Below are 23,700 nucleotides of genomic sequence, written 5' to 3' on the forward strand. Positions count from 1 at the left end.
TCCCTTTTTGCCCCCGGCTCCCTCCCCCGAAGGGCCGAGAATGCCGATCGCCTGCTGGTGCTTGCCTCGCGTACAGACCGCCACGATCTGGCTGCCGGGCAGCAGGTCCACCCTCTTCACGGTGACCTCGGCCCCGAGAACTACCGTCTTGCCGTCTTGAACGGGACGGCCAGATGCTCTGCGAGCATCGTGCAGAGGCCCGTGAGCTGCTCCTCGTCGTCGTAGGCGTCGACGGTGGCCTGCTCGACCAGATTACCGAGCTCCGCGTCACTCAGCTGCCCGTCCACAGGGGACACGGTACCGGCGGAGCCCGCAGCTCCCCTTCTTCGGTCAACCGCCGAGCGCTCGGCCCTGAGCCACGACGGTCGTTCCTCCCGCCCCGAGGGTCGGCGTGCTGCCTGGTAGCACGTACCAACTCCCAGCAGTCATCGCGGGTTGGCGCCGAGGAGGCCGCCGACTGCACGGAGCTGATCAGGCGCAGGCTCCCCGCTCGCGGCGTCTGCCGAGGGCCGCCGACCCCCATGGCTCTTTGAGCAGGGGAACCAGCCATGTTTTGGGTGCCCCGTAGGGCTCGAACCTGTGGCTGGCCGCTCACATTTCGAGCCATGGTCGAGGGGCCTTGACCTGCCTTTTTTCCCCAGCTTGGGCTAGATTCCGTCGAGTCGGCTTTTCCTTGCTTCCCCAGGGGCGCACGACCATGAGCGCTGCGGACGGGCGAAACGCGGTGCTGACCTGCGACGATGCCCAGGCAGCACTGACCACAGGTTGGCGCCCCCGGCAGGAGCCACAAAACATGGCTGGTCGTGCGCACGGCGCTGACCTGCGGGTTTGTGCGACGGTGGCGGTTGAGGGGCGGGCACGGTTGATGCCGCTTTCGCCGGGTACGAGTCCGGTGGTTGCCGAGCCTCCGCGCGTGATGAGGGAGATCTCTGACCGTGGGTGATGCCTTCCACGGGCTCCGTTGTCAGCGAGAAGACCGAGTCACCGACGACGTGTGGCGCTCGGGGCGTTGCGTTGGTTCGACGGGATGGTCGGTGGAGCCCTGGGGCTCCACCGAGGCGATCACATGCGGTCGGGCTTCTTCGCCGCCTTCGTCATCCATGACTGGCAGGCCCACCGGGCCAGTCCGCTCACGGCGAGGGACGCGAGAATGGCTCCCCAGTCGATGACATGACAGACATGAGGCAGTCCTGGGAAGAAGGCAAAGAAGGCCAGTGTGACGACGAGACCCGCGAGGAACGCGGCGATCCCCGCCCGGTGGCGCCGTGTTTCCCACGCCTGGTCCGAGTTCTGTCCCTGTTGCTGCTCGGTCATGGATCGACTCACTTCGTGATGTGGTGGCACTGGCTCACGCGCCATACTCCGTTGACGTTGGCCGCAGTCTCGGCGACGGCCGAAAACGGGGTCACTGACGGCGTATCAAATCTGACCCGCTTTGTGCCCTTTGCCTGGCTCTGGCCTTGTTGATCAAGGTCAGGAGGGAAGGGTGATCCTTGTGGAGGACTGGGCAGAGATCCGCCGGTTGCACCGGGCCGAGCAGATGCCGATCCGGGCGATCGCGCGGCACCTGGGCATCTCGAAGAACACCGTGAAGCGGGCGTTGGCGCACGACCGGCCGCCGAAGTACGAGAGACCGCTGAAGGGCTCGGCCGTCGATGCGGTCGAGGTGCAGATCCGCGAGCTGCTGCGGGAGACGCCGACGATGCCGGCCACGGTGATCGCGGAGCGGATCGGCTGGGAGCGCGGGATGACGATCCTCAAGGAGAGGGTCCGTGAACTGCGCCCTGCCTATGCTCCGGTCGATCCGGTGTCGCGGACGACATATCGGCCGGGCGAGCTGGCCCAGTGCGACCTGTGGTTCCCGGAGGCGGACATCCCGCTCGGTTATGGGCAGACGGGCCGGCCGCCGGTGCTGGTGATGGTGTCCGGCTACTCGCGGGTGATCGCGGCACGGATGCTGCCCTCGCGGCGGACCGGGGACCTGATCGACGGGCACTGGCGGCTGCTGTAAGTCGCCTGCCGACGGAGCCGTGCAGGTGAGGGTACTGGGTCATCGGGCCGCAACCGACGCGGGAGTCAAGGGAGTCCTGCTGTCCGCCGAGGCCGTGAAGGGCGGCGGCAACGCGGACATCAGCGTTGACTACGGCCGGTTCGCCTCCGCGTACGGCGGCGGGTGGTCGGCACGTCTGGGCCTGGTCCGACTGCCCGAATGTGCCCTGACCACGCCGGAGAAGGCCACGTGCCGCACCACCACCGAGGTGGCGTCGGCCAACGACATCTCCCGCCAGACCGTCACCGGCACGGTCACCCTGTCGGCCACCGCTCCCACCGTGCTGGCTCTCGCCGCTACCTCCTCGGGGGAGTCTGCGTCCGGCTCCGGCACCTATGCGGCGACCCAGCTGTCTCCTTCGGCTACCTGGGCGGCCGGCGGCTCGTCCGGCGCGTTCACCTGGTCCCACCCCATCCAGGTCCCACCCGCGCCCGGCCCCTCCCCGGACCTCTCCCTGAGCTACGACTCCGGATCGGTCGACGGCAAGACGGCGTCGACGAACAACCAGTCCACCCAGATCGGCGAGGGCTTCAACTCCACCGCCAACTCCTACATCGAACGCACCTACGGATCGTGCGACGAGGACGGGCACAAGGACAAGTTCGACCTGTGCTGGAAGTTCGACAACGCCAGCCTCGTCCTGAACGGCAAATCGTCCGAGCTCGTCAAGGACGACACCACGGGTAAGTGGCGGCTGAAGAACGACGACGCCTCCACGGTGACCCTGTCGACCGGAGCCGACAACGGCGACGACAACGGCGAGCACTGGACCGTCACCACCGGCGACGGCACCCGGTACGTCTTCGGCCTCAACAAGCTGACCGGCGCCGGAACCCAGCGCACCAACTCCGTCTGGACCGTCCCGGTATTCGGCGACGACTCCGGCGAACCCGGCTACAACCGGGGCAGCACCTTCTCGGACCGAGCCGTCACCCAGGCGTGGCGGTGGAACCTCGACTACGTCGAGGCCCTGCACGACAACGCCATGTCGTACTGGTACGCCAAGGAGAACAACTCCTACGCCAAGAACGGCGCCAGCACCGCCACCGCCTCCTACACCCGGGGCGGCTACCTCACCAAGATCCTCTACGGGCAGCGCGCCGACGCCCTGTTCACCGGCGTCACCTCCGGCAAGGCCCAGTTCACCTACGCCGAACGCTGCACCGCCACAGACTGCTCGGAACTGACGGACTCCACCGCCCCGAACTGGCCGGACGTCCCCTTCGACTCGATCTGCGCCTCCGGTGACGACTGCCCCGCGACCGGCCCGTCGTTCTTCACACGCAAGCGACTGACCAAGATCGACACTTATGTCTGGTCCGCCGGCACCACAGCGTTCACGCCGGTCGACACGTGGGAGCTGACCCAGCAGTACCTCGACGGTGGGGACATCGGTGACAGCACCGACCAGACCCTGACGCTCAAGAGCGTGAAGCGCACCGGTAAGAACGGCACCGACATCAGTCTGAACCCGGTCACCTTCACCTACGACATGCGGCCCAACCGGGTGGACGGCGACAGGGACGACATCCTGCCGCTGACCAAGCCGCGTATCCGCACCGTCACCGCGGAGACGGGCGCCATCACCGACGTGACCCTCTCGGACCCGGAATGCGTACGCGGCAGCTCCGTGCCCGCGGCCGAGGACAAGAACTCGTCGTCCTGCTACCCGCAGTACTGGCACATCAACGGCGCCGAGGAAGCCTCCGTCGACTGGTTCCACAAGTACCGCGTCACCGACGTGGTCACCAGCGACCCCACCGGCCACAGCGCCACCATGGAAAGCCACTACAGCTACGACACCCCGGCCTGGCACTACAACGACTCGCCCTTCACCCCGGCCGACGAACGCACCTGGTCGATCTGGCGGGGCTACCGCACCGTCACCGTCACCCAGGGATCCGGCTCCGGCCTGTCGAAGAAGACCTCGGTCTACCTCCAGGGAATGAACGGCGACCGGCTCCTGGCCGCCGACGGCACCCTCGACCCGGACGCCCGACGCACCGCGACCGTGCCCGGCAAGGACCTCACCGGTCTGGACGTACCGGACCGGACGGACAGCGAGCAGTTCGCCGGCTTCCTCCGCCAGGAGATCACCTACAACGGCTCCACCCCCATCTCGGTCACGGTCAACGACCCCTGGTCGAAGAGGACCGCCACCCAGCACAAGTCGTACGCCGACACCGAGGCGTACTACGTCCGCACCGGCAAGGCCACCGCGCACACGTACCTGACAGCCACCCAGTCCTGGCGCTCCACCGCCGTCGCCACCACTCACGACGACTACGGCATGGCCGTCAAGGTGGACAACACCGGTGACACCGCCAAGACCGGCGACGAGACCTGCACCCGCATCTGGTACGCCCGCAACGATGGCCTCGGCATCAACTCCCTCACCTCGCGCACCCGCACGGTGGGCAGAGCGTGCTCCGTCGCCGAGACAGACCTGGCACTGCCCACGACCGCGGCGAGCGCCGGTGACGTCGTCACCGACACGGCCATGGTCTACGACAAGGCGGACGCCACCGCATGGACCGCGGCCCAGACCCCCACCAAGGGCGAAGCGACGTGGAACGGCCGCGCCCAGGCCTACCCGGCCGGCACGACCGGAGGCGAGCGCGCCCCGTCGTCCTGGCAGACCGTCAGCCGCATCACCTACGACACACTGGGCCGTCCCCGCACCACCACGGACCCCGCCGGCAACGCGACGACCGTCACCTACACCCCCGCCGACACCGGTCCGCTCACCCGCACCCAGACCAAGGACCCCAAGCTCTACAGCACCTACGCCTACATCGACCCGGCGCGGGGCCAGACCACCAAGACCTTCGACCCGAACAACCGGATCACGGAAACGGCCTACGACGCGCTCGGCCGCACGAAATCGGTGTGGCTGCCCAACCGCAGCCGCTCCGGGGGACAGAGCGCCAGCTACGTCTTCGGCTACTCCATCTCCAGAACCGCCCCCTCCTGGACCTCCACCGGCACGCTGAAGGCGGACGGCAGTACCTACTCCACCTCCTACACCATCTACGACTCGCTCCTGCGCACCCTCCAGACACAGACACCCGGTGCCACGAGCGGCCGCATCCTCACCGACACCCGCTACGACAGCCGGGGCCTGGCCTACGAGACCTACGCCGACATCTTCGACACCGCCGCACCGTCCGGGACCTACACACAGGCCGAATACGGTGAAGCACCCAGCCTGACCAAGACCGGATACGACGCCGCCGGACGCCCGACCACGACGGCCTTCCTGGTCGGCGGCGTACAGAAGTGGCAGACCACCACCACCTACACCGGCGATTCCACCGCCACCACCGCCGTCACGGGCGGCTCGGCCAGCCGCACCATCGCCGACGCACTCGGCCGGACAATCGAGACCCGCCAGTACGCAAGCACCTCACCCGCGGACAGCGACTACGGCAGCGGAGTGGGCGCGGACTACGCCAGGACCCGCTTCTCCTACACACCCGGCGACAAACAGAAGACGACCACCGGCCCGGACGGCGCGGTCTGGTCGTACACCTACGACCTCCACGGCCGTGAGGTCTCCGCGACCGACCCGGACAAGGGCACCACGACCACCGGATACACGGCACTCGACCAGGTCGCATGGTCCAAGTCGGCCAGCGGACAGGCAGTGATCTCGGCTTACGACGTGCTCGGCCGCATCACCGACACCTGGAAGTCGGCCCCCGGCACGGACCTGACGAACCCCACGGTGCTCGCGGCGCAGAAGACGGACACCAACAAACTCACCCACCTGACGTACGACACCATCACCTCCGGCAAGGGGAAAGCGGCCACCTTCACGCGGTACGTCGGGGGCGTCACAGGAAAGGCGTACACCCACGCCGTCACCGAGTACGACAGCCGCTACAACGTCACCGGATCGAAGCTCACCCTCCCCTCCGACGAGCCACTGGTCACCTCGGGCGCCCTCGCCTCCAACGTCCTGGCCTTGTCCGCCCACTACAAGATCGACGGCACCCTGGAGCAGACCACCGAACCCGCCGCCGGCGGACTCGCGGCGGAGACCATCGAGTACGACTACACCGCACAGGGCCTGCCCACCACCCTCACCGCGGGCGGCGAGGGCATTGTCCTGAACACCACCTACACCGACCTCGGCCAGGTCTCCACCCTCCGCCTCGGTACTTCGGAAGCGACCGGCACGAACAAGGTCGACATCCAGCACGGCTACGAAGACGGCACCCAACGCCTCCTGCAGACACAGGTCCACGCGCAGACCCACGCCTACGACGCGCTGAACCTGCACTACAGCTACGACGACGCCGGCAACGTCACAAAGATCGCCGACACCACCACCCTCGCCGGTGCCGGAAAGGCCGACACCCAGTGCTTCTCCCACGACGGCTACCAGCGCCTGACCGAGGCGTGGACACCGGCCACCGGAGACTGCGCGAACGGAGGGCGTACCGTCGCCAATCTCGGCGGTGCGGCCCCCTACTGGACGAGCTACACCTACGACGACGCCGGCCAGCGGGCGACCGAAACCACACACGGCACCAGCGGCTCGACGACCACTTCGTACTGCCACAAGGAAGGCGCCACCCAGCCCCACACCCTCCTCGCCACGACCACCGGCTCCTGCACCGGCACCGGCACCACAGCCCAGTACACCTACGACGCGGATGGCAACACGACCAGGCGCCCGGAAGGAAGCACCACACAGAAGCTCGACTGGGACAGCGAAGGCCGGCTTGCCCGCCTGACAGAGGACCCCAGCGGCGCAGCCCGTGTCACGGACTACCTCTACGGAGCCGACAGCAACCTGCTCATTCGCCGCAACACCTCCAGCAACGGCGAGACCATCCTCTACCTCGGTGCCACCGAAGTACACCTCAAGGGCGGCAAGACCTGGGCCAACCGCTACTACACGCACGGCGGCGCCACCGTCGCCATGCGCAGCAACCAGTCCGGCACGGACAAGATCACCCACCTCACCGGCGACCGGCACAACACCAGCACGGTGGCCGTCACCTCCGACACCCAGACACTGACGAAGCGGTACCTGACCCCCTTCGGCTCCCAACGAGGCAGCGGCACCAGCAACTGGCCGGACGACAAGGGATTCCTCGGCAAGACCACCGACAGCGACACCGGACTCACTCACATCGGCGCACGTGAATACGATCCTGCACTCGGCCAGTTCATCAGCGTCGACCCGCTCCTGCAGACCGACATCCCACAGACCCTCAACGGCTACAGCTACGCCGCGCAGAACCCGGTCACCCAAGCGGACCCCAGCGGCATGGGCCTGGCCTGCGGTCCGCAATTCGGCGTGGCCTGCCCGACCCGCCCCGACGGCACCCCCGGCAACGGCCGGCCCAACGAAGCCGTAAAGCCCGTGTACGCCTGCCCGAGCCTCATCAACCCACAGTGCCCCGAGTACGCGGGAGGCACCACGGGCGGCGGTGGTGGCTACAGCGGAGGTGGAAACACCGGCTTTACCGGCGGCGGCAACTCCTCGCAGCAGAAGGCCGTCCACGTCGACGACGGCTGCAAGGACTGGGGCTTCCTGTCCAGCGTCTGCCGCAGCGTCGGAGAGGTCTTCTACGGCGCCATCAGCAACGTCCCGCACGCCGTCGAGTACGCCGGCTGGATCTGGGACGATGACTGCTGGAACGGCGGCCCCGGAACCGCGGGTTGTGACTACGGGGCCCAGTTCGACCAGTGGGTGGCCGAGCACGGCTACGACATCTCCAGTGATGAATACCAGGTACCCTCGCCGCTGGCAGCGATCTTCGCACACAACGGTGTGCGCAAGCCCAAGCCGTCCAGCGGCGTGGGCCCGGGGTGGTTTCCGCCTGGGAGTGGAAAGATCCCCAGCGGGTGGAGTGGTCCCAACATGACGAAGAAGTACAGGAAGGACCTGAACAAGCCCGGATTCGTCTGGCGTGCTCCCAAGGGTCAAGACAGCGTGCGCATCGACAAGGGCGACCCCAATTCCGCGCATGCCACGCAGCAGGTGGATCATGTCGTGATCAACTCTGGCGGCAGGATCGTGGGACGGGGTGGTGTTCTGCTGCCTCCCAACGCAAGAATTCAGGACTATCCTGTCGAAGCTCACATCCCGCTGACTGAGTGGCATACGTGGAGTAACTGGAATGCCCCCTGATGACAGAGAATTGCAAACGCCGTGGCTGCGTGATCAATTGGTCGACTGGCTTCTAAAGATCGGCGACAGGGCACGGCTGGAGGAGAACTGGGTTTCACCCGGTGACTCAGCCTTGGATCACATGCTCGACTTCTTCGACGATACCGGAGTATTGGACGATCCCGTCGGTAGGGTTGGATTCATTCTCCGTAACGAAGGAGAAGTAGAAGCCATGCAAAAACTCAACTTCGTTATAGATCGGGCCATTCAGGGCGGCCCTGGGAGTGATGTCGCAGTGATCCGTTCGCAGATGTGGGAACCGGTCGTGAGCGCTGCCCGGGAAGCTTTGAGGGTCATGGCGGTGGCCATTCCGTACGACGATTGATTCACGAGTTCATCGACGCCGTTACAGTATTTGAATCCGGCTCGGACACTGCAACGGCGGAGATAGGTTAGGTGTCCAACTTGGGTGGCCTGTGTGGCCACGTTCGACCGTGATGGCGTCGATGGCTTGCCTGACGGGGCACCGGTCTTAAATCGACGAAATCAGTACACAGGCTCGGCGAAGCGATAATTCATGGACCTAGCGAGTGAGGAAATGTGGATCATCTTGCCTGGCTTGTCAGAGTCGTCACCGCAGAAGAGAACGTCCCTGATTCCTGCTTCGTCGTGGGGCTCGCCGAAGATCAATACGGCGAAAGCGGGCATTTCATCTTTCAGGCAGGGTTGGCGGAGCCTGACGAGCAGTCCCGCAGGCTCGGGCTGGACAGTTACTGTGTGCTCAACGAGACGGGGGTGTGCACTACGGAGGACTGAAGAAGGTCTCCCTGGCTGCGCGGCGAATTACCCTCCAATTCGATTCCGAAGCGGTTGAAGAGCTTGATCTCCCGGCCTCGGAAATCGAGTTGGATATTGCTCCCGAGGCGGATTTGGATCGGCTACGGGGCGGGCTGTGTCGCGTTCTGACTTACGGGAATCCGACGAAGGTTCCAGAGATTTCAGGCCTCTGAAATCCCAACCCCGATCTTGCATGAGGGTCCCGTCAGCTTGCTGACGGGACCTTTCTGCTCGTTCAGGGCGGAGTTGTTGGCCAGGCTGTTGCCTCCGGTGGGTGGTGGTCCTCGTGGGCGGGGGACCCAGAACATGGGAACGAGGGAAGCCGCCGGTCGGGGGTCGGCGGCTGGTGATCCAGACGGTCGTGCAGTTGAAGCGGTAGGCCGATGCCGCTTGGGCGCAGGTGCGAGTCCTGGGCAGGAGCCGCAATCGAAGAGCCTTCGGCGTCTCGGTGATCTGGTGGGAGAACGGGGCGTGGCACGGACACGCGGAACCTGGGCAGGGGTTGGAGCAGCCCCCTTCCGGCTGTTGCTGATCGGTACGCTGGGGTTGGCTGTGGGCACCGGAGCGGGAAGGGCTGGGCGGGGATGGCGGACGACGATGCATGGGTGGGGCTCGCTGAGGCTGTGCGCGCGGTGCGCAAGGAGCTCGCTGAAGCGATTGCTGACGGTGAGGGTTCCGCGGTGCGGTTCGACGTGGGCCCGGTCGAGTTGGAGTTCACCGTGGATGTGCGGAAGGAACACGGTGTGGACGGCGGAGTACGGGTGTGGGTGCTGTCGGCGGGTGGGCGGGGGAAGAAGACCTCGGGTAACACGCACCGTATGCACGTGTCCCTCACGCCTGTCACCGAGGACGGCCAGCCCGTGCGTATCACGTCGCAGGAGACGGCCGTCACTCCCCGGTGAGGCCACAGGGCTGAACTGTGGGAGGTGTGGGAGTGGTCCCGGACGGGCGTGTGGTGGAGGTCTGGGCTCGTCGGCCGGAGGGCGGGTGGTCCTTTGGGTCCGGGTACCGGGTGAGTCCCAGGCTTGTACTGACTGCGGGGCATGTGATCCGGCCGGAGTCCGGGGCTTCCTACACGAATCCATTCGTCCGCCTGCTGACCGGAGACCGGCAGTGGCAGGTGCGGATTGTCTGGTGTCGGCTGGATCGGCGGATGGATGCCGCTCTGTTGGAGATCACCGATGCCGACTGGGAACCTCCGTCTGAGGAGCCCTCGGTGCGCTGGGGGGTGCTCAGTAACTCTGCGCCGGGTGTGCCGTGCGCGGCCTCCGGGTTTCCGATGGCCCAGCGCCAGGAGAACGGCCTGCGTGATACCGATCAACTGGCCGGGACCATCAATCCGGGCACGGGGGTGCTGCGTCACCGCTACGAGGTGGAAGTGCACGGCACGGTTCGCGCACACCACATCACTCCGTCTCCGTGGGCGGGCATGTCGGGTGCTGTCGCCCTGTCCGCCGGGATGGTGGTGGCGCTACTCGTGGAGGATCCGCAGGTCTTCCGTAGCGCCCGCATCGATGCCGTACGAGCGGCAGACCTGTTGGCCGTTGCCGAGTTCCGTCAGACGCTGGAACAGGACACGGGACGGCTGCCCGTCCTGGAGTCTGTCGAACTGGCGGCCGTGTTGGAACCCGCGGACGGGCCTACTGCGGCGCGATCGCCTGCCTTTCTGCTGCGGGCCGATTCCGAGGTGGTGCCCTTTCACGGGCGTGAGCAGGAACTCGCCGAACTCGAGGTCTGGTGCCGGGAGCCGGGCTTCGGAGTAAGGATGGTCACCGGCCCGGCAGGACAGGGAAAGACCCGGCTGGCACGCGAGATCGTCGCTCGGCTGCACCGGGAGCGGCGGCTGGCGGTCTGGGTCACGCACGGCGACCCGCATACCGCCGGCCCTGACTGCACGGTGCTGCGGACGCTTGCTACTCCGGTGGTGCTGGTCGTCGACTATGCGGAGACACGTGGCGATCAGGTGCGCAACCTGATCGAGCAGGCTCTGGCGAACCGCCACGGCACAGCCGTCCGCCTGCTGCTCCTGGCCCGAGCCCGCGGCGACTGGTGGACCAGGATCGCCAAGGGCACCTCAGCGCTGCTTGAGGACGCCCTTCGCGACGTGCCGGTCAACGAGCTCGGCCCTCTGGAGACGACTTCGTACGGCCGAGAGGCGACTTACCGCCGGGCGCTGGACGCCTTCGCCACTGCCCTGAGCCGGACTCGTCCGTACGACGAGGTCTCCTGGCCTCGGTATGCCGCGGGGATCGGGTTCGAGGGGGCGCTCGACGGTACGGCGCCGGACGGGACGGCACAGGCGGTGCTCGCCCTGCACACCAAGGCCTTGACCGACCTTCTTCAGGCCGGGCCCGCACCCGTCCCCTTCCAACCGGGCGACTCACCGGAGGACGTACTTCTCCACCACGAGTGGCGCTACTGGTCGCGTCATGCCGAAGAGTGCGGGTTGCGCCTGCCGGACCGAGTTCTGGACCGGGCCGTCGCCGCGGCGGCGCTCTGCGCGGTGGACACCGAGGACCGGGCCGCGCGGGTGCTGCGCACCGTGCTGCCGACTGCCTTCGCGGGGCAGAAGACCACCGTGGCGGCAGCCACTCGCTGGCTGCGTGGCCTGTATCCGCCGATCGGCACAACAGTCTGGGGCCCGTTGCAGCCCGACCGTATCGCCGAGCAACTCGTCGGCCGACAGATCGGCAGCGCCGACGACCCGCTGTTCGATCTGCTGCCCGAACTGGGCGAAGCCTCCCTCCAACACGCCCTGACCGTGCTGACCCGGGCCATGGCCCACCAGCCCCATCTCGCCACGGTCGTACCGACCCTGGTGCGGAGACGTGCCCGGCACTACGCACCCAGCGCGCTGACCGTGGCCGGCCAGACCGATCCGCCGGAGTCGCTGCGCAGGGCGCTGACAGCGGTGCTCGAGAACGGCCGGATGCCCACCGAACTGGCCCTGACCCTCTTCGACCGGCTCCCCATGAGCCCAGGACCCTTCCGCGAGGCATCGGACGTCCTGAGCGGCCGTCTGACCCGGGTTCTGGTGCGGGTCGAACGAAAGCACGGCCATGCGCCACTGGCCGCCACCGCCCGCACCATCGAGACTGTGGCGACGCGCGCGGCGCTTGCCGGTGACTACGAGACAGCCATCGGCGTCGGCGACGCGGCCCTGGAGTACTGGCGGGCCGTCGTCGCCGCGGAGAACGGCGGACGCTACGTGCGCGAACTGGCCGCTGCCTGCACGAACCAAGCGGTCCACTTGGGCAAGGTCCTTCTCCACCGGGACGCTCTCCACCTCGCAGAGGAAGCCGTGGACCTTCTGTCGTCCGCAATGCCCACTGAGCAGGCCTCCCCTGATGACCTGGCCCCTGCATTGCTCAACCTCGCCGACGTGCAGTGCCGCATGGGCCGGCTGCCGGAGGCCATCGACTCCGCCGAACGCGCGGTGCGTATCCGGCGCGCCGAAGCAGAAGGCGGCTCGACCCAGGACCTCCACGCCCTCGCTACGGCGCTGGCTGAACTCGCTGCCACCCGCAGTGAGGCAGGTGATCCCCAGTCGGCCCTCGATACCGTGGAGGAGGCGCTCCGCATCTGGGAGGCGATGCCAGGAGCAGCTGGGAACCGTTACGCCGCCGCGCTGTTGACGAGCAGCGGCGCACTCGCCGACCTGGGCAGGCACGCCGAGGCACTGGACACGGCCGAGTGGGCCGTCGCGCACTGCGCGAGCGAGGCGGACTCGGTTGACTGGTCCCAGCGGGAGACCCTCGCCAAGGTCTGGAATGCCGTGTCCATCTGTCTCAGCGAACTGGGCCGGGACAATGAAGCCGTCTCCGCCGGCCGCAAGAGCGTCGCGCACCTCTATGAACTGGTGGAACGCAACCCTCGCGCGCATCTGCTGAACACCGTGAGCGTCATGGCCAACCTCTCCCACGCGCTCAGCGAGACGGGGCACGCCCTAGAGGCTCTCGAGACGGCCGAGAACGCACTGCGCCTCTACGGCCAACACCTCAATTCCGGGCAGGCGCCCGAAACGGAGATCACCGCACGGCTGCTGGACACCGTCGCCCTTCGCCTCCATGGCGTCGGCCGCCACGGCGAGGCTTTGGAAGCCTCCGAGCAGGCGGTTGACTACGGCCGTCGGCTCCTGGAGAGAGATCCCGACCACTACCGGCTCCGAATGTCGCGGCTGCTCACGAACCACGCCCTGATCCTGGTCGGGCTGGAGCGCCTCGACGACGCGGTCCGGGCCACACGCGAGTCCGTCGCACTCGCTCGCACCGCGTTCTTGAAGTGGAGCGATGACGCTGCCTTGTCGGATCTGGCACTGGCTGCGTACAACGCGGCCATCGACATCGGCGAGATCGGCCGTCTCGATGAGGCCGTGGCACTGGCTGAGGAATCTGCGGGGCACTACAGGGCCCTCTCCAGACGTCACCCCGAGGCGTACACCAGGGATCTGGGTGACAGCCTCGTGGTGTGGGGGCAACTGCTGACCGATCTGGGCAACATCGAGGCGGGACGTGCCCGGCTGCGCGAAGCACTTGAGGCGTTCGAGTCCTGTGCTCTGACCGAAAGCGTGGAGGAAACCCGCAACATCCTGGACTCTCTTGCCGAGCAAGCTGACTCCCCCGCCCCGCCCCGTTGCCGCGATCGCGGCGCCTGAACGACGTCTCTCGGGCCGCTGGCCGCACGGATCGTGGTAGGCGAGTCACCTGCACGAACGGCGGCCCCTTCCGAAAAACTCGTGGAGGCGCACTGGCGTGTGAGGAACGGCGGTCGGGATCGTGGCACAGCTCAGACCCAGAAGAGCGGATGCGGCGAGAAACGAGTCTGCCGCTGTGCACAGTGCCACGGTTATCACCTCACGCGTGCCCCAAGCGGTAGCCGCCCGCCGTTGCGGAGGCCCACTTGGTGTGCGGGGGTGCTGCGCGTCTCGGCGGCGATACCGGCCGTGCCAAGGAACTGGACGAGAAGGCGGCCATGCTCGGCGACCGGCAGAATCCCCGCCACGGCGCACCGACGCTGGAGGCGCGGCTGGGTGTGGCGGAGTGCCGGATCCCCGACGGGCCCCTGACGGCACTGCCGTAGGGGCCTCCGGCGGCTGCGACCGGTGTGCTGGCCGGGGACGGTGAGGCAGCCCAAGTGCCGACAAGGAACGGGGGCGCACCGACGGGCCAGGCGCCGCGCCGACCGGGGGCGGCGGCAGAGCCGGGTGCGGCGGTCAGACGTGCGGCAACCGGCCGTGGGCCAGCAGGTCGCCGAGCGAACGGACGAGTTCTCCTCCCACATGGCGAAGCCCCTGGAGTTCCCTCTCGAACGTCGTGATCCTGCGGTAGATCTCGCCGTACCGCCGTTGCTCCTCCAGGGAGAACCGGGGCACCCGCAGCCGCCGTACGTCCACACGGGACGTGGTGGACGCATGAGTGCCCGCCTGACGGGCATTGTCGGGCGCCCGCAGGCAGCCCGCCAGGAACCAGGGGTCGAGGACCGAAGGGTCCACGCGCAACGCACAGAGCTGCGGCCCGAGAGCCGAGGGCGCCTCGGTGTCCACCTGGACGTCGAACTCCCGCGCCGGCACCGACATGACGACATCCTGCGAGGTGGTGACGGTCAGCGCGCCGCTCTTCTCGCCCCGCGCAACCGCCGCGGCGGGAAGCCAGGGATCCGGGCCTCCTGGGTGGCGGAGACTGGTCAGCACCCGCGCCCCGTCCGCCGGACGGGCACCGCGCTCCAGCTCCACCTCGGGCAGCGCCTGCCCGCTGCAGATCTCCAGAGCTCCGGCCCGTTCCAGTTCGGCGACGGTGATGAGCGGCGCGAGGTCGCCGCCTTCGACCGGTTCCAGCGCCGACAGCACGTCTGCCGCATCACGGAGATCACTCGCATGGGCGTCGAACAGGGCCCAGGAGCGCCGGATTTCCACCAGGTCGGCTGTGCGGCTGCGCGGAATGTGCCGGGCCGGTGTGAGGTCCACGGCCTCGTCCAGCAGATCGATGACCGGAACCGTCACGCTTCCCGGCCCGCCCGATCCCCGGAGAGTCTTCACCACCTGCTCCGTGATCCGCTCCCAGTCGACACTGCTGCCACCGCTCCCGCTCCCCGTGCCGCTCTGCCCGGCTGCGGTGTCCACCAGGGTGACCTCGCCCGGGGAAGCTCCGGGCTCCTGACCGGAACCTGCCGCTCGCAGAACCCACAGGTGAAGTCCGACCCCGTGCGGAGGCGCGGCGCCGGGAGGCAGGGCGATCACGGTGCGCAGCACACCGCTGCGCAGCAGACCGGCCCGGATACGACGGCCGGCCCGCCGCGCCGCGACCGCGGGCGGCAGCACCACGACCCCGACTCCTCCCGGGGCCAGCGCGGAGGTGATGTGCTGGACCCAGGCCAGCTCCGACTCGGTGCGCGGGGGCTGGCCGTGCACCCAGCGGGGATCCGTCGCGAGTTCCGCGTGCCCCCAGTCGCGCTCGTTCGACGGGGGGTCGCACAGGATCACGTCGGCCCGTACGTCCGCCTGAGCATCGGCGCGCAGGGTGTCGGCCGCCGTCACCGTGACCTGCGGCCGGTCCGGTCCCGCGTGTCCGGCCGCGGCCAGCTGTGCTCTCGTCAGCGAGGCGAGCACCGGGTCGCTGTCCTGCCCCCGCAGCTCGGCCGGTCCCGAGCCACCCCAACGCCGCCCCGCCGCCAGAAGCAGGGACCCGGCGCCGCACGCGGGATCGAGAACGGTCCTTACCCCGTCCGCACGGACCGCCGCAGCGATCTGTGCCATGAGTTCCGCGAGTGGTCGGGGGGTGACGGCGATCTGCCGTACGTGGGTGCGCAGCCACCGTTCCAGCAGGAAACCGAAGGTCTCGGCAGCACCCTTGGACTCGGCCAGCCGCAGGGTCCGCTCCAGCAGAGCGGACTGCCGCTCTTCAAGAGAGGACTGGCCCTCGGCGAGTACCGCGGAAGCGGCCCGTTTACCCTCGTCGGGCTTCCCGGGCTCCCCGCACAGCCGCAGACCCACCTCCGCGACGAGGAGCCCCATCGCGTCCCGGTCGCCCAAGGCCTCGTACTCCGGCCACAGCCGCTCCAGCGGACCCACGGCGGCCTTCAGCTTGCCTTCCTGGCGCAGCCACGCCTCGATCTCGGCGAGCGAGAACAGCGGGCTCGCGTCCGTGCCCCCGACCGGCGCGGGGAAGGTCTCGTGACGCCGCGGCCAATTGCTGACGGCGGCACGCCCCACACCCGCAATCCGCGCGACCTCGGCGAGGAGCACGAAGACGACGGGGGACTCTGCGGACTCGGGCGTCGGACTCTCTCCGCGAGGGGCACAGACCTGCTGCGCGTGATGGTGCGTGGCATACGTTACCGCCCGTAGCGCACCTGGGGTGTGTTGTTTGACTCAGTTCATGGACGCATCGTCGACGGTCGAAGTTGTCGCCCAAGCCTTGGGACCGCTGTTCCGGGCGCTCGCGCGGGATCTCTCGCGAGCGCCCGCAGCAAGACGATTCGAGCCCGAGAACGCGCGGAGCGTGAGCCCCCTGTACGCCTCCGTGCAGCAAGATGTGCTACCCGGCTCCTGAACGACGACGTCACCGCTACTGATCGAGTCCGGGCGGCGGACACCGCCACCCCGATGGGGGAATATGGGTCGTCCGGGACTCAGTGGGGGGAAAGACGCGCGTGCACGCTCAGGAGACCACGTTCAACGAGCTCGTTCAGGGCGAGAAGCAGTACCAGGTGCCGCTCTACCAGCGAACCTACAGCTGGCAGCGGGACGAGCTGCAACAACTCTGGGACGACGTACAGGAGTTGGTCGAGGAGCAGTTGGAAGGGCGGCCTCCCGCGGCGCACTTCCTCGGCTCCGTGGTGCTGGCGCCGGGCCGGATCACCGCCGGCGGCATGCAGCGCTGGCTCGTCGTCGACGGCCAACAGCGCCTCACCACGCTCATGCTCGCCTTCACCGCCCTGCGCGACCGCCATCGGGAACGCGGCGCGCAGCAGAAGGCCGAGCGCATCCACGACCTGGTGCTCGTCAACAAGTACCGAAGCGGCGACGACCACTACCGCCTCCTGCCGACACAGGCCGACCGTGACGCCTTTACCGCCTGCGTCGAGAGCTCGCCCAGGGCCGGTGGCCCCGGCAATGTGGGCGCCGCCTACCGGTTCTTCCTGGGCGCCCTCACCGAGGGCGAGGAGAACGGCGGAGAGGCGTGGACGGACGCGGTGGAGACCGTGATGAGCGGTCTGCTGTCCATCGTGGAGATCACCGCGTCGGAGGGCGACAACGTCTACCGGATCTTTGAGTCGATCAACAACACCGGCGTCGGACTCAGCCAGAGCGATCTGCTGCGCAACTACCTCTTCATGTGCCTGCCGACCCGCGGTGAGTCCGTCTACCACAGCCTCTGGCTGCCCATGCAGGAACGGCTGGGCCCCGCCAGCCTCGAACTCCTCGTCTGGCTCGACCTGGTGGTGGCCGGCAACAGCCGGGCCAAGCAGAGCGAGATCTACCGCGACCAGAAGAAGCGCCTGGAACCCCTGAGCTCCGACGAGGCGGCCTTGGAGGCAGAGATCGCCTCCCTCGCCCGCCGGGCGGAACGCCTGACGCGGATCCTGGAACCCGAGCGGGAGCCCGACCCGGAACTGCGCGAAGCGCTGGAGCGACTGTCCCGGTGGGGCGGCCAGACCCACTACCCGCTGGCACTCCACCTGCTCGACCGCGTGGGCACCGGACAGGCCACACCCCACCAGGCCGCCCGGGCACTGACGTATGCCGAGAGCTATATGGTGCGGCGCCTGTTCTCCGGGCACTCCACCACGGGCAGCAACCGGGTCTTCATGGAGATGCCCAAGGAGATCGAGAAGGACGACGACCCGGACGAGGCCGTACGCCGCTTCCTGTCGAAGAGTACGGGCGCCCGCGTCTGGCCCGACGACGACGCCGTCCGCGAGGCGATCCGCACCCGGCCCTTCTACAAGGCGGGCCGCAGCAACCAGCGGTTCCAGGTGCTGCGCCGCTTGGAGGAGAGCCATGGGGCCAGCGAACCGGTCGACTACGCCAAGGCACGCCTGACCGTGGAGCACGTGCTGCCGCAGAGCCCCGCGCACCAGTGGCTGGACCTGCTCGCCGAGGAGGCCGAGGACGGACAGGGCCCGGAGGAACTCCACGCCCTGCTGGTCCACACGCTGGGCAACCTGACCCTCTCCGCGGACAACGCGAAACTGTCGAATCATCCGTTCCGCCGCAAGCAGGAGATCCTGGACTTCAGCGCCCTTCGCATGAACCAGGAGATCGCTGGGCGGGAGCGGTGGGGGAAGGCGGAGATCCTCGACCGCGCCGCCGACCTGGCCGACCGGGCGGTGCGGCTGTGGCCCGGCCCCGTCGCGGGCACGGTCCCCGTCGACGACGAGTGGTCCGGCTGGAAGGATCTGCGGGCCGCGCTCCTCGCCATGCCCGCCGGAACATGGACGACGTACGGCGATGTCGCCGCACTCATCGGCACCCACGCCGTCCCGGTGGGCCAGCACCTCGCGACCAAGGCGGGCCTGCACGGCGCCTACCGGGTGCTGACGGCGGACGGCCGTGTCTCGGCGGGCTTCCGCTGGCCGGACGGCCAGGAGTCGGGGGACGCGCGAACCCGGCTGGAGGCGGAGGGCGTCCCCTTCGACGACGCGGGCCGGGCCCGCCGCTCCCACCGGCTGACCACCGCCGACCTGGCGGCCCTGCTGGGCAAGGACGTCACCGAGGAGGCCGAGCCGACACCTCAGACCGGCGACGAGCAGCAGTCGGCGGCCGGCAGGTTCGAGACGCAACTGCGCGACAACCAGACCCAAGAGACCGTCGACGGCGTCCTGGGCGCCCTGCGTTTCTGGGAGCAGCAGGGTGGTCATCTCGTATACGGCCGGGCGAGCGAGACCAGTTGCTTCCCCACGGCACGTTTCGGCAGCGCCCCCGGGTCCCGAGACCTGTGGCCCCTCGGGATCTACCCGGTTTCCGGCACGGTCGAGGTCGTCTTCCAGTATCTGAAGCGGCGCCCTCCCTTCGACGACGAGCCGATGCGGCGCGAGCTGATGACCCGGCTGAACGCGATCGAGGGCATCGACCTGGCCGAGGCCAAGCTGGACCTGCGCCCGTCCTTCCCGGTGGAGGTTTTCGCCGGGCACAGCGAGGAGATCTGCGCGGTGCTGGAGTGGTTCGCGCACACCGTGGCCCTCGCGGAGGCCCGCCGCATGACGGACGAGGACCCCCGCACCCTCTGACACCCTCTGCAACCGTCCCGTTGTGCCGGGGCGACGGGCTCCGGAGACCCTGCGCACGTCACGCATGCTCCGCGTGCCACGCGTGCGGAGCATGCTTGACGTGCGTGCCACGGGCGCTACGGGCGCGGGTCCGTGACCGGCGCCAGGAACGGGCTCGGCGCACCGTGCCAGGACACCCGCAGCACCTCCCGCGCCCGCGTGCACGCCACGAACAGCAGGCTCAGCTCGCTGTTCAGGTCCTCCTGGTGCTGCTGGGCGTCGACCTCTACGGCGGTGACGGCCGACTTCATCGGCACGGTCCCGTCGTTCACGCCCGCCACGGCGACGCAGCGGAACTCCAGCCCCTTCATCCGGTGCATGGTCCCGATCCGCACGCCGGGGCCGCCGCGCCCGGCCTTCAGCACGCAGGCGGCGATGCCGGCCCGCTCCAGGGCCTGGGCGATGTCCCGCCCGAGCTGGATAAACCGCACCGGGACGCCGATGTGCTCCGCCTCCACGCCCGAGGCGATCCACTGCTCGGCCTGGACCACCAGCGCCGCCAACTCCTCGGCCTTGGTGGGGTATCCGGCGGCTCTGGGCCGTTCGCCGTGCATCGTGGAGCGGTAGTCGGCCAGTGTCTCCTTCCCGTCGTCCATGTCGTCGGGCCGCTCCCCGGTCAGCAGCGCCGTGGACCAGGCGAGGATCTCCTGCGTGGTGCGGTAGTTGACGCGCAGCCGGTACGAGCGCCCGACGACCACGATGCCGAGCGAGCGCAGCGAGACCCGGTTGCCGTAGATGCGCTGGTATGTGTCCCCGGCGAGGAACAGGTCGTCGGCGCCGCGGTCGGTGAGGGCCCGGAGGAACCGCCACTGGGCGGGGTGCAGGTCCTGCGCCTCGTCGACCACGACGTGCCGGAAGGGCCGTTCGCCGCGCCCGTCCAGGACGCGCGCGGCCTCGGCGCACACCTGCAGGAAGGTCCATTCCCCGGCCTGGCGCAGCTGCTCCTCGAACGCGGCGACGGCACGCCACACCTGAAGCCGTTTCAGCGGCCCGAGCCCGCTGCCGCGGCCCGTCCGCGTCACCTTCAGGTACTCCTCCGGCGTGGCGACGGCCTGGGCGAGGATGACGTGGCGCCACTCCTGGTCGAGGAAGACGTCCGTGAAGTCGAGGCCCAGCCGCCGCGTGATCCGCTCCCAGCGGGCGGTGATCTCCTTCTGGTCGAAGACCAGCTTCAGCGGGCCGCCGCCACGGTCCGCCCGTACGATCTCGTTGGCCAGCGCGTCCACGTTCACCACGCGGATCCTCGCGCGGACGGAGTCATCCGTGACCAGCAGCTCCAGGCAGCGTTCCAGCTCGGCGGCGAGGTCCTTGGTGTAGGTCGTCAGCAGTACGCAGCCGTCGGGCGCGTCGGCGGGCAGCCGCCGCGCGAGGTGGTACGCCCGGTGCAGGGCGACGACGGTCTTGCCGGTGCCGGGCCCGCCGGTGACCCGCGCCGACCCGGCGTAGCTCTCCTGGTAGGCCACCTGGTACTGGCTCGGGTGCAGGAAGACCCGCCAGGCGTCGAAGGGACGCTCCATGATTTCCAGCAGCTCGTCGGCCCCGGAGACGAGAGCGACCCGCCCGCGGGAGCGAGCCATGGCGGTGCCCAGCTCGTCGTCCTCGGAGCCACGGGCCGGCTGCGCGGCGGTCCGGGCGTACGCCTGCACCAGCTCCCGGTCGATCTGCTCGGGGCTCATCCCGGTCGCGAGCCCCAGCAACACGTCGTACTGCTGCTCCGGCAGCACCTTGTGCAGTGCCTCCAGGTGGTCCTCGTCCGGGATCAGCCGGATGATCGGCAGGATCTCCTCGTCCACGCCGAGGCTGCGCAGCACCTTGTCCGGATACCCGGATGCGGGGAACAGTCGGGCCGGTTCCCCGGCGGCCAGCGCCCGAAGCCCGGCCGTGGCCCGCTCCAGGGCCACGTCGTTGCGTATCTCGATGCCTTGCGTCGCGTCGTTCACCGACGCCCGGTGCTTGGCGGCCCAGTCGTTGGCCTTGTCGTGGGGGAGGACCTTCAGCAGCAGATAGCTGCCGCCCGTCTCGGCCTTGAGGACGACGCCCCGCCAGAAGTCGGTGATGCGGATGGTTCGCAGCCGCGGATCCTTCTGGTGCGTCAGCTTCTCCAGGTGCAGCCCGGCGTGCGTGGCCGCCGCGAACTTCTCGAACACTTCGAAGACCCGCTTCTGGACGGGCTTCTCCAGCGCCGCGAACTCCAGCAGAAAGTCCCGGTGCATCCCCAGCGTCGCCATCCGTGCCCCTTCCAGAAGGCTACGATCACTTTACTGACCGGCTCCGATTCGCGAGGCCGGTCCGTACGTGCCAGGGAGCAAGGGCAGACGGATCGCCTGGATCGCTGTCCGCCCGCGGCGCAGGTCAGTTGACTCGGCGGTTGCCGGGCGGAACCTCGCTCCGGTGCATTCCCACAACGACGGAGCCCGGCCCTCCGGCGGACAGGCTCTCGCGTATCAGGTCGATGACGTAGTCCCAGCCGGTGCCGCGCGTGCCGATCCACCCGTCCCTGAGCAGCGTGGTGAAGGTGGTGTTGTTCAGGTACCGGGGAACCGACTCCTCGACGATGCGTGTCCCGCCGGACGGCCCGAGGGCCTCGGGATGTTGAAGCAGTTCCTGGAAATGCTCCCGCGTCAGATACAACACGTACACCGGCCTCCAGGAGTGGATCAAACACCCGGCGGTCGGTAGTCTCCCCAGTGAGCGCCAGACCACGGTCTACGGTGAAGGTAACCTGCCGCAGAAGACCACCGCCGGTTCCATCACCCTCGTCAACGCCACCAGCCACGACGTCTTCTCCCGTGCGGTGCGCACCGAGTACGGAACGCTCGGCAAGAAGGTCTACAACACCCGCGTCTACGACGAGTTCACCGGCCGGATGACCCGGCAGACCACCGACCGAGACCTCGCCCCGCAGCGCATCGACGACATGACCTACTCCTACGACGACGCGGGCAACGTCACCACCGCCAGCGGCCAGGATGCCGGCAAGACAACCGACACCCAGTGCTTCACCAACGACGCCCTGGGGCAGCTGACCCGGGCATGGACCGCCGAGACCGACTGCTCCACCCAGCCGTCCGCCACGACGGTGGGTGGCCCGGAACCCTACTGGCAGACCTTCACCTACGACCCGGCCGGCAACCGCACACAGCAGGTTGACCACGGCACCGGAGCGCTGGCCAGCTCGGACGCCACCACCACCTACACCCACCCCGAGCCGAACTCCGGCCTGCCCCACGCCGTGCAGTCGGCCACCGTCAAGGGTGGCGCGCACGACGGCCGTAACAGCACCTTCGCCTACGACGACGCAGGGAACACCACCCAGCTAGTCATCGGCACCCAGACCCAGAACCTGACCTGGGACAACGAGGGACACCTGGCCACCCTCACTGAGGCCGGCAAGACCTACAGCTACCAGTACGACGCCGACGGCAACCGCCTGATCACCAAGAACGCCGACGGCAGCCAGACCCTCACCCTGCCCGGCAACAACGAACGCAAGATCGCCCCCAACGGCACCAAGGAAGGAGTGCGCTACTACACCCACGAAGGCCAGACCATCGCGGTCCGCACCAGCAGCGGCTTCTCCTTCCTCCTCCCCGACCACCAGGGAACCGCCATGGCAGCCGTCGCCATGACCACCCTGGCGATCACCCGCCGCAAGCAACTCCCCTTCGGCGAGCTGCGTTCCGAGCAGATCGAGACCATCCCCGGCACCCGCGGCTTCGTCGGCGGCACCAGCGACCCCACCGGCCTGGTCCACCTCGGCGCCCGCGAATACGACCCCACACTCGGCCGATTCCTCTCCGTCGACCCGGTCATCGACCTCGATTACCCGGCCCAGATGAACGCCTACTCCTACGCCCACAACAACCCCGTCACCAAATCCGACCCGTCAGGCCTGTGCCCCGCCGACCTGTGCGGCATCGGCTACCCCATCGGCGGCACCGGCACCAGCAAGAACAACCCGGTCCGCTACATCCAGGACGGCCCGCTCGACCCCGGCGGCCTCAACACCTCCACCTGCCACCGCGGCCGATGCTCCGACGGCCATGCCTACGGTTACAGCAAGGGCAACATCAGCAAGAAGACATACGACCCACAGGCCATCCACGCTGCACAGCTCAAGGCCCAGGCGGAGGCGCGACGCAAGGCCGAGGCCGAACGCCGCAAGAAAGACGGCATCTTCGGCAGTATTATGGGCGGCGTCAGCAAGGCGTGGAACAACACGGGCGGGAAAGTTGTATCCGCCGTCGGGGATCACTTCTCTGAACACTGGCGTGACTGGGCAGGCAATGGGCTGCTTGTGCTTGGTGCTGCAGGAGTGCTGGTATGCGTCGCGTCTGTCGTCTGTGGGACCGTGGGTGCGGTAGCGATTGGAGCAGGGAGCGCCGCTGGCTCTTACGCAGCGTTCAACGCAGGGACTAAG

The 23,700-nt window shown here is 68.4% G+C and carries 12 protein-coding genes and 2 pseudogenes; 9 read left to right on the plus strand and 5 right to left on the minus strand.

Going from position 1 to position 23,700, the window contains the following annotated elements; all coding sequences use genetic code 11:
* Positions 1-140: 140 nt before the first annotated feature.
* The gene (locus AC3ETA_RS45580; RefSeq protein WP_432198779.1) at positions 141-287 is read right to left on the minus strand and encodes a hypothetical protein; all 147 of its coding nucleotides are present in this window, start codon (positions 285-287) and stop codon (positions 141-143) included.
* Between the two features lie 775 nt (positions 288-1,062).
* On the minus strand, positions 1,063-1,314 hold the full coding sequence (locus tag AC3ETA_RS45585) for a hypothetical protein (RefSeq protein ID WP_432198780.1): 252 nt from the start codon (positions 1,312-1,314) through the stop codon (positions 1,063-1,065).
* Positions 1,315-1,486: 172 nt separating this feature from the next.
* Between AC3ETA_RS45585 and AC3ETA_RS45590 the strand changes: the two are divergent.
* The 7 genes and pseudogenes from AC3ETA_RS45590 to AC3ETA_RS45620 form a co-directional block, all read left to right on the plus strand.
* Positions 1,487-2,008 (plus strand): annotated as a pseudogene (locus AC3ETA_RS45590) (helix-turn-helix domain-containing protein); the annotation flags it as partial.
* Between the two features lie 28 nt (positions 2,009-2,036).
* Entirely contained in the window at positions 2,037-8,198 is a 6,162-nt protein-coding gene (locus AC3ETA_RS45595; protein WP_432198781.1) for an RHS repeat domain-containing protein, read from the plus strand.
* Entirely contained in the window at positions 8,188-8,562 is a 375-nt protein-coding gene (locus tag AC3ETA_RS45600) for an SCO4402 family protein (protein WP_432198782.1), read from the plus strand. The genes AC3ETA_RS45595 and AC3ETA_RS45600 overlap by 11 nt, the downstream gene beginning before the upstream one ends.
* 284 nt (positions 8,563-8,846) lie before the next feature.
* Positions 8,847-9,187: pseudogene (locus AC3ETA_RS45605) on the plus strand (Imm10 family immunity protein).
* Between the two features lie 432 nt (positions 9,188-9,619).
* Positions 9,620-9,916 carry a trypco2 family protein gene (locus AC3ETA_RS45610; protein ID WP_432198784.1) on the plus strand — a complete coding sequence of 99 codons (297 nt, stop codon included), beginning with the start codon at positions 9,620-9,622 and terminating at the stop codon, positions 9,914-9,916.
* 53 nt (positions 9,917-9,969) lie between these two features.
* A complete protein-coding gene (locus AC3ETA_RS45615) occupies positions 9,970-13,668 on the plus strand; it encodes a P-loop NTPase (protein WP_432198791.1) in 3,699 nt (1,232 codons plus the stop codon).
* A 248-nt stretch (positions 13,669-13,916) separates the two neighbouring features.
* Entirely contained in the window at positions 13,917-14,093 is a 177-nt protein-coding gene (locus tag AC3ETA_RS45620; protein WP_432198785.1) for a hypothetical protein, read from the plus strand.
* A gap of 133 nt (positions 14,094-14,226) precedes the next feature.
* On the opposite strand, the gene AC3ETA_RS45625 is transcribed toward AC3ETA_RS45620, so the two are convergent.
* A complete protein-coding gene (locus AC3ETA_RS45625) occupies positions 14,227-16,254 on the minus strand; it encodes an N-6 DNA methylase (protein ID WP_432198786.1) in 2,028 nt (675 codons plus the stop codon).
* A 407-nt stretch (positions 16,255-16,661) separates the two neighbouring features.
* Here AC3ETA_RS45625 and AC3ETA_RS45630 point away from each other — a divergent pair, with 407 nt between their 5' ends.
* A complete protein-coding gene (locus tag AC3ETA_RS45630; RefSeq protein ID WP_432198787.1) occupies positions 16,662-19,241 on the plus strand; it encodes a GmrSD restriction endonuclease domain-containing protein in 2,580 nt (859 codons plus the stop codon).
* Positions 19,242-19,357: 116 nt separating this feature from the next.
* On the opposite strand, the gene AC3ETA_RS45635 is transcribed toward AC3ETA_RS45630, so the two are convergent.
* Both AC3ETA_RS45635 and AC3ETA_RS45640 read right to left on the minus strand, forming a co-directional pair.
* Entirely contained in the window at positions 19,358-21,508 is a 2,151-nt protein-coding gene (locus AC3ETA_RS45635; RefSeq protein ID WP_432198788.1) for a UvrD-helicase domain-containing protein, read from the minus strand.
* 124 nt (positions 21,509-21,632) lie between these two features.
* A complete protein-coding gene (locus tag AC3ETA_RS45640) occupies positions 21,633-21,914 on the minus strand; it encodes a hypothetical protein (RefSeq protein WP_432198789.1) in 282 nt (93 codons plus the stop codon).
* Between the two features lie 160 nt (positions 21,915-22,074).
* Between AC3ETA_RS45640 and AC3ETA_RS45645 the strand changes: the two genes are divergently transcribed.
* Positions 22,075-23,700, plus strand: a 1,626-nt coding sequence (locus AC3ETA_RS45645; protein WP_432198790.1) for an RHS repeat domain-containing protein, incomplete at its 3' end; no start/stop codon positions are given.

It is taken from the genome of Streptomyces sp. bgisy027 (assembly GCF_057710365.1).

Coding starts and splice junctions, on each gene's coding strand:
- AC3ETA_RS45585 (WP_432198780.1), bottom strand. CDS start 1,314: ATGACCGAGCAGCAACAGGGACAGAACTCGGACCAGGCGTGGGAAACA.
- AC3ETA_RS45600 (WP_432198782.1), top strand. CDS start 8,188: ATGCCCCCTGATGACAGAGAATTGCAAACGCCGTGGCTGCGTGATCAA.
- AC3ETA_RS45635 (WP_432198788.1), bottom strand. CDS start 21,508: ATGGCGACGCTGGGGATGCACCGGGACTTTCTGCTGGAGTTCGCGGCG.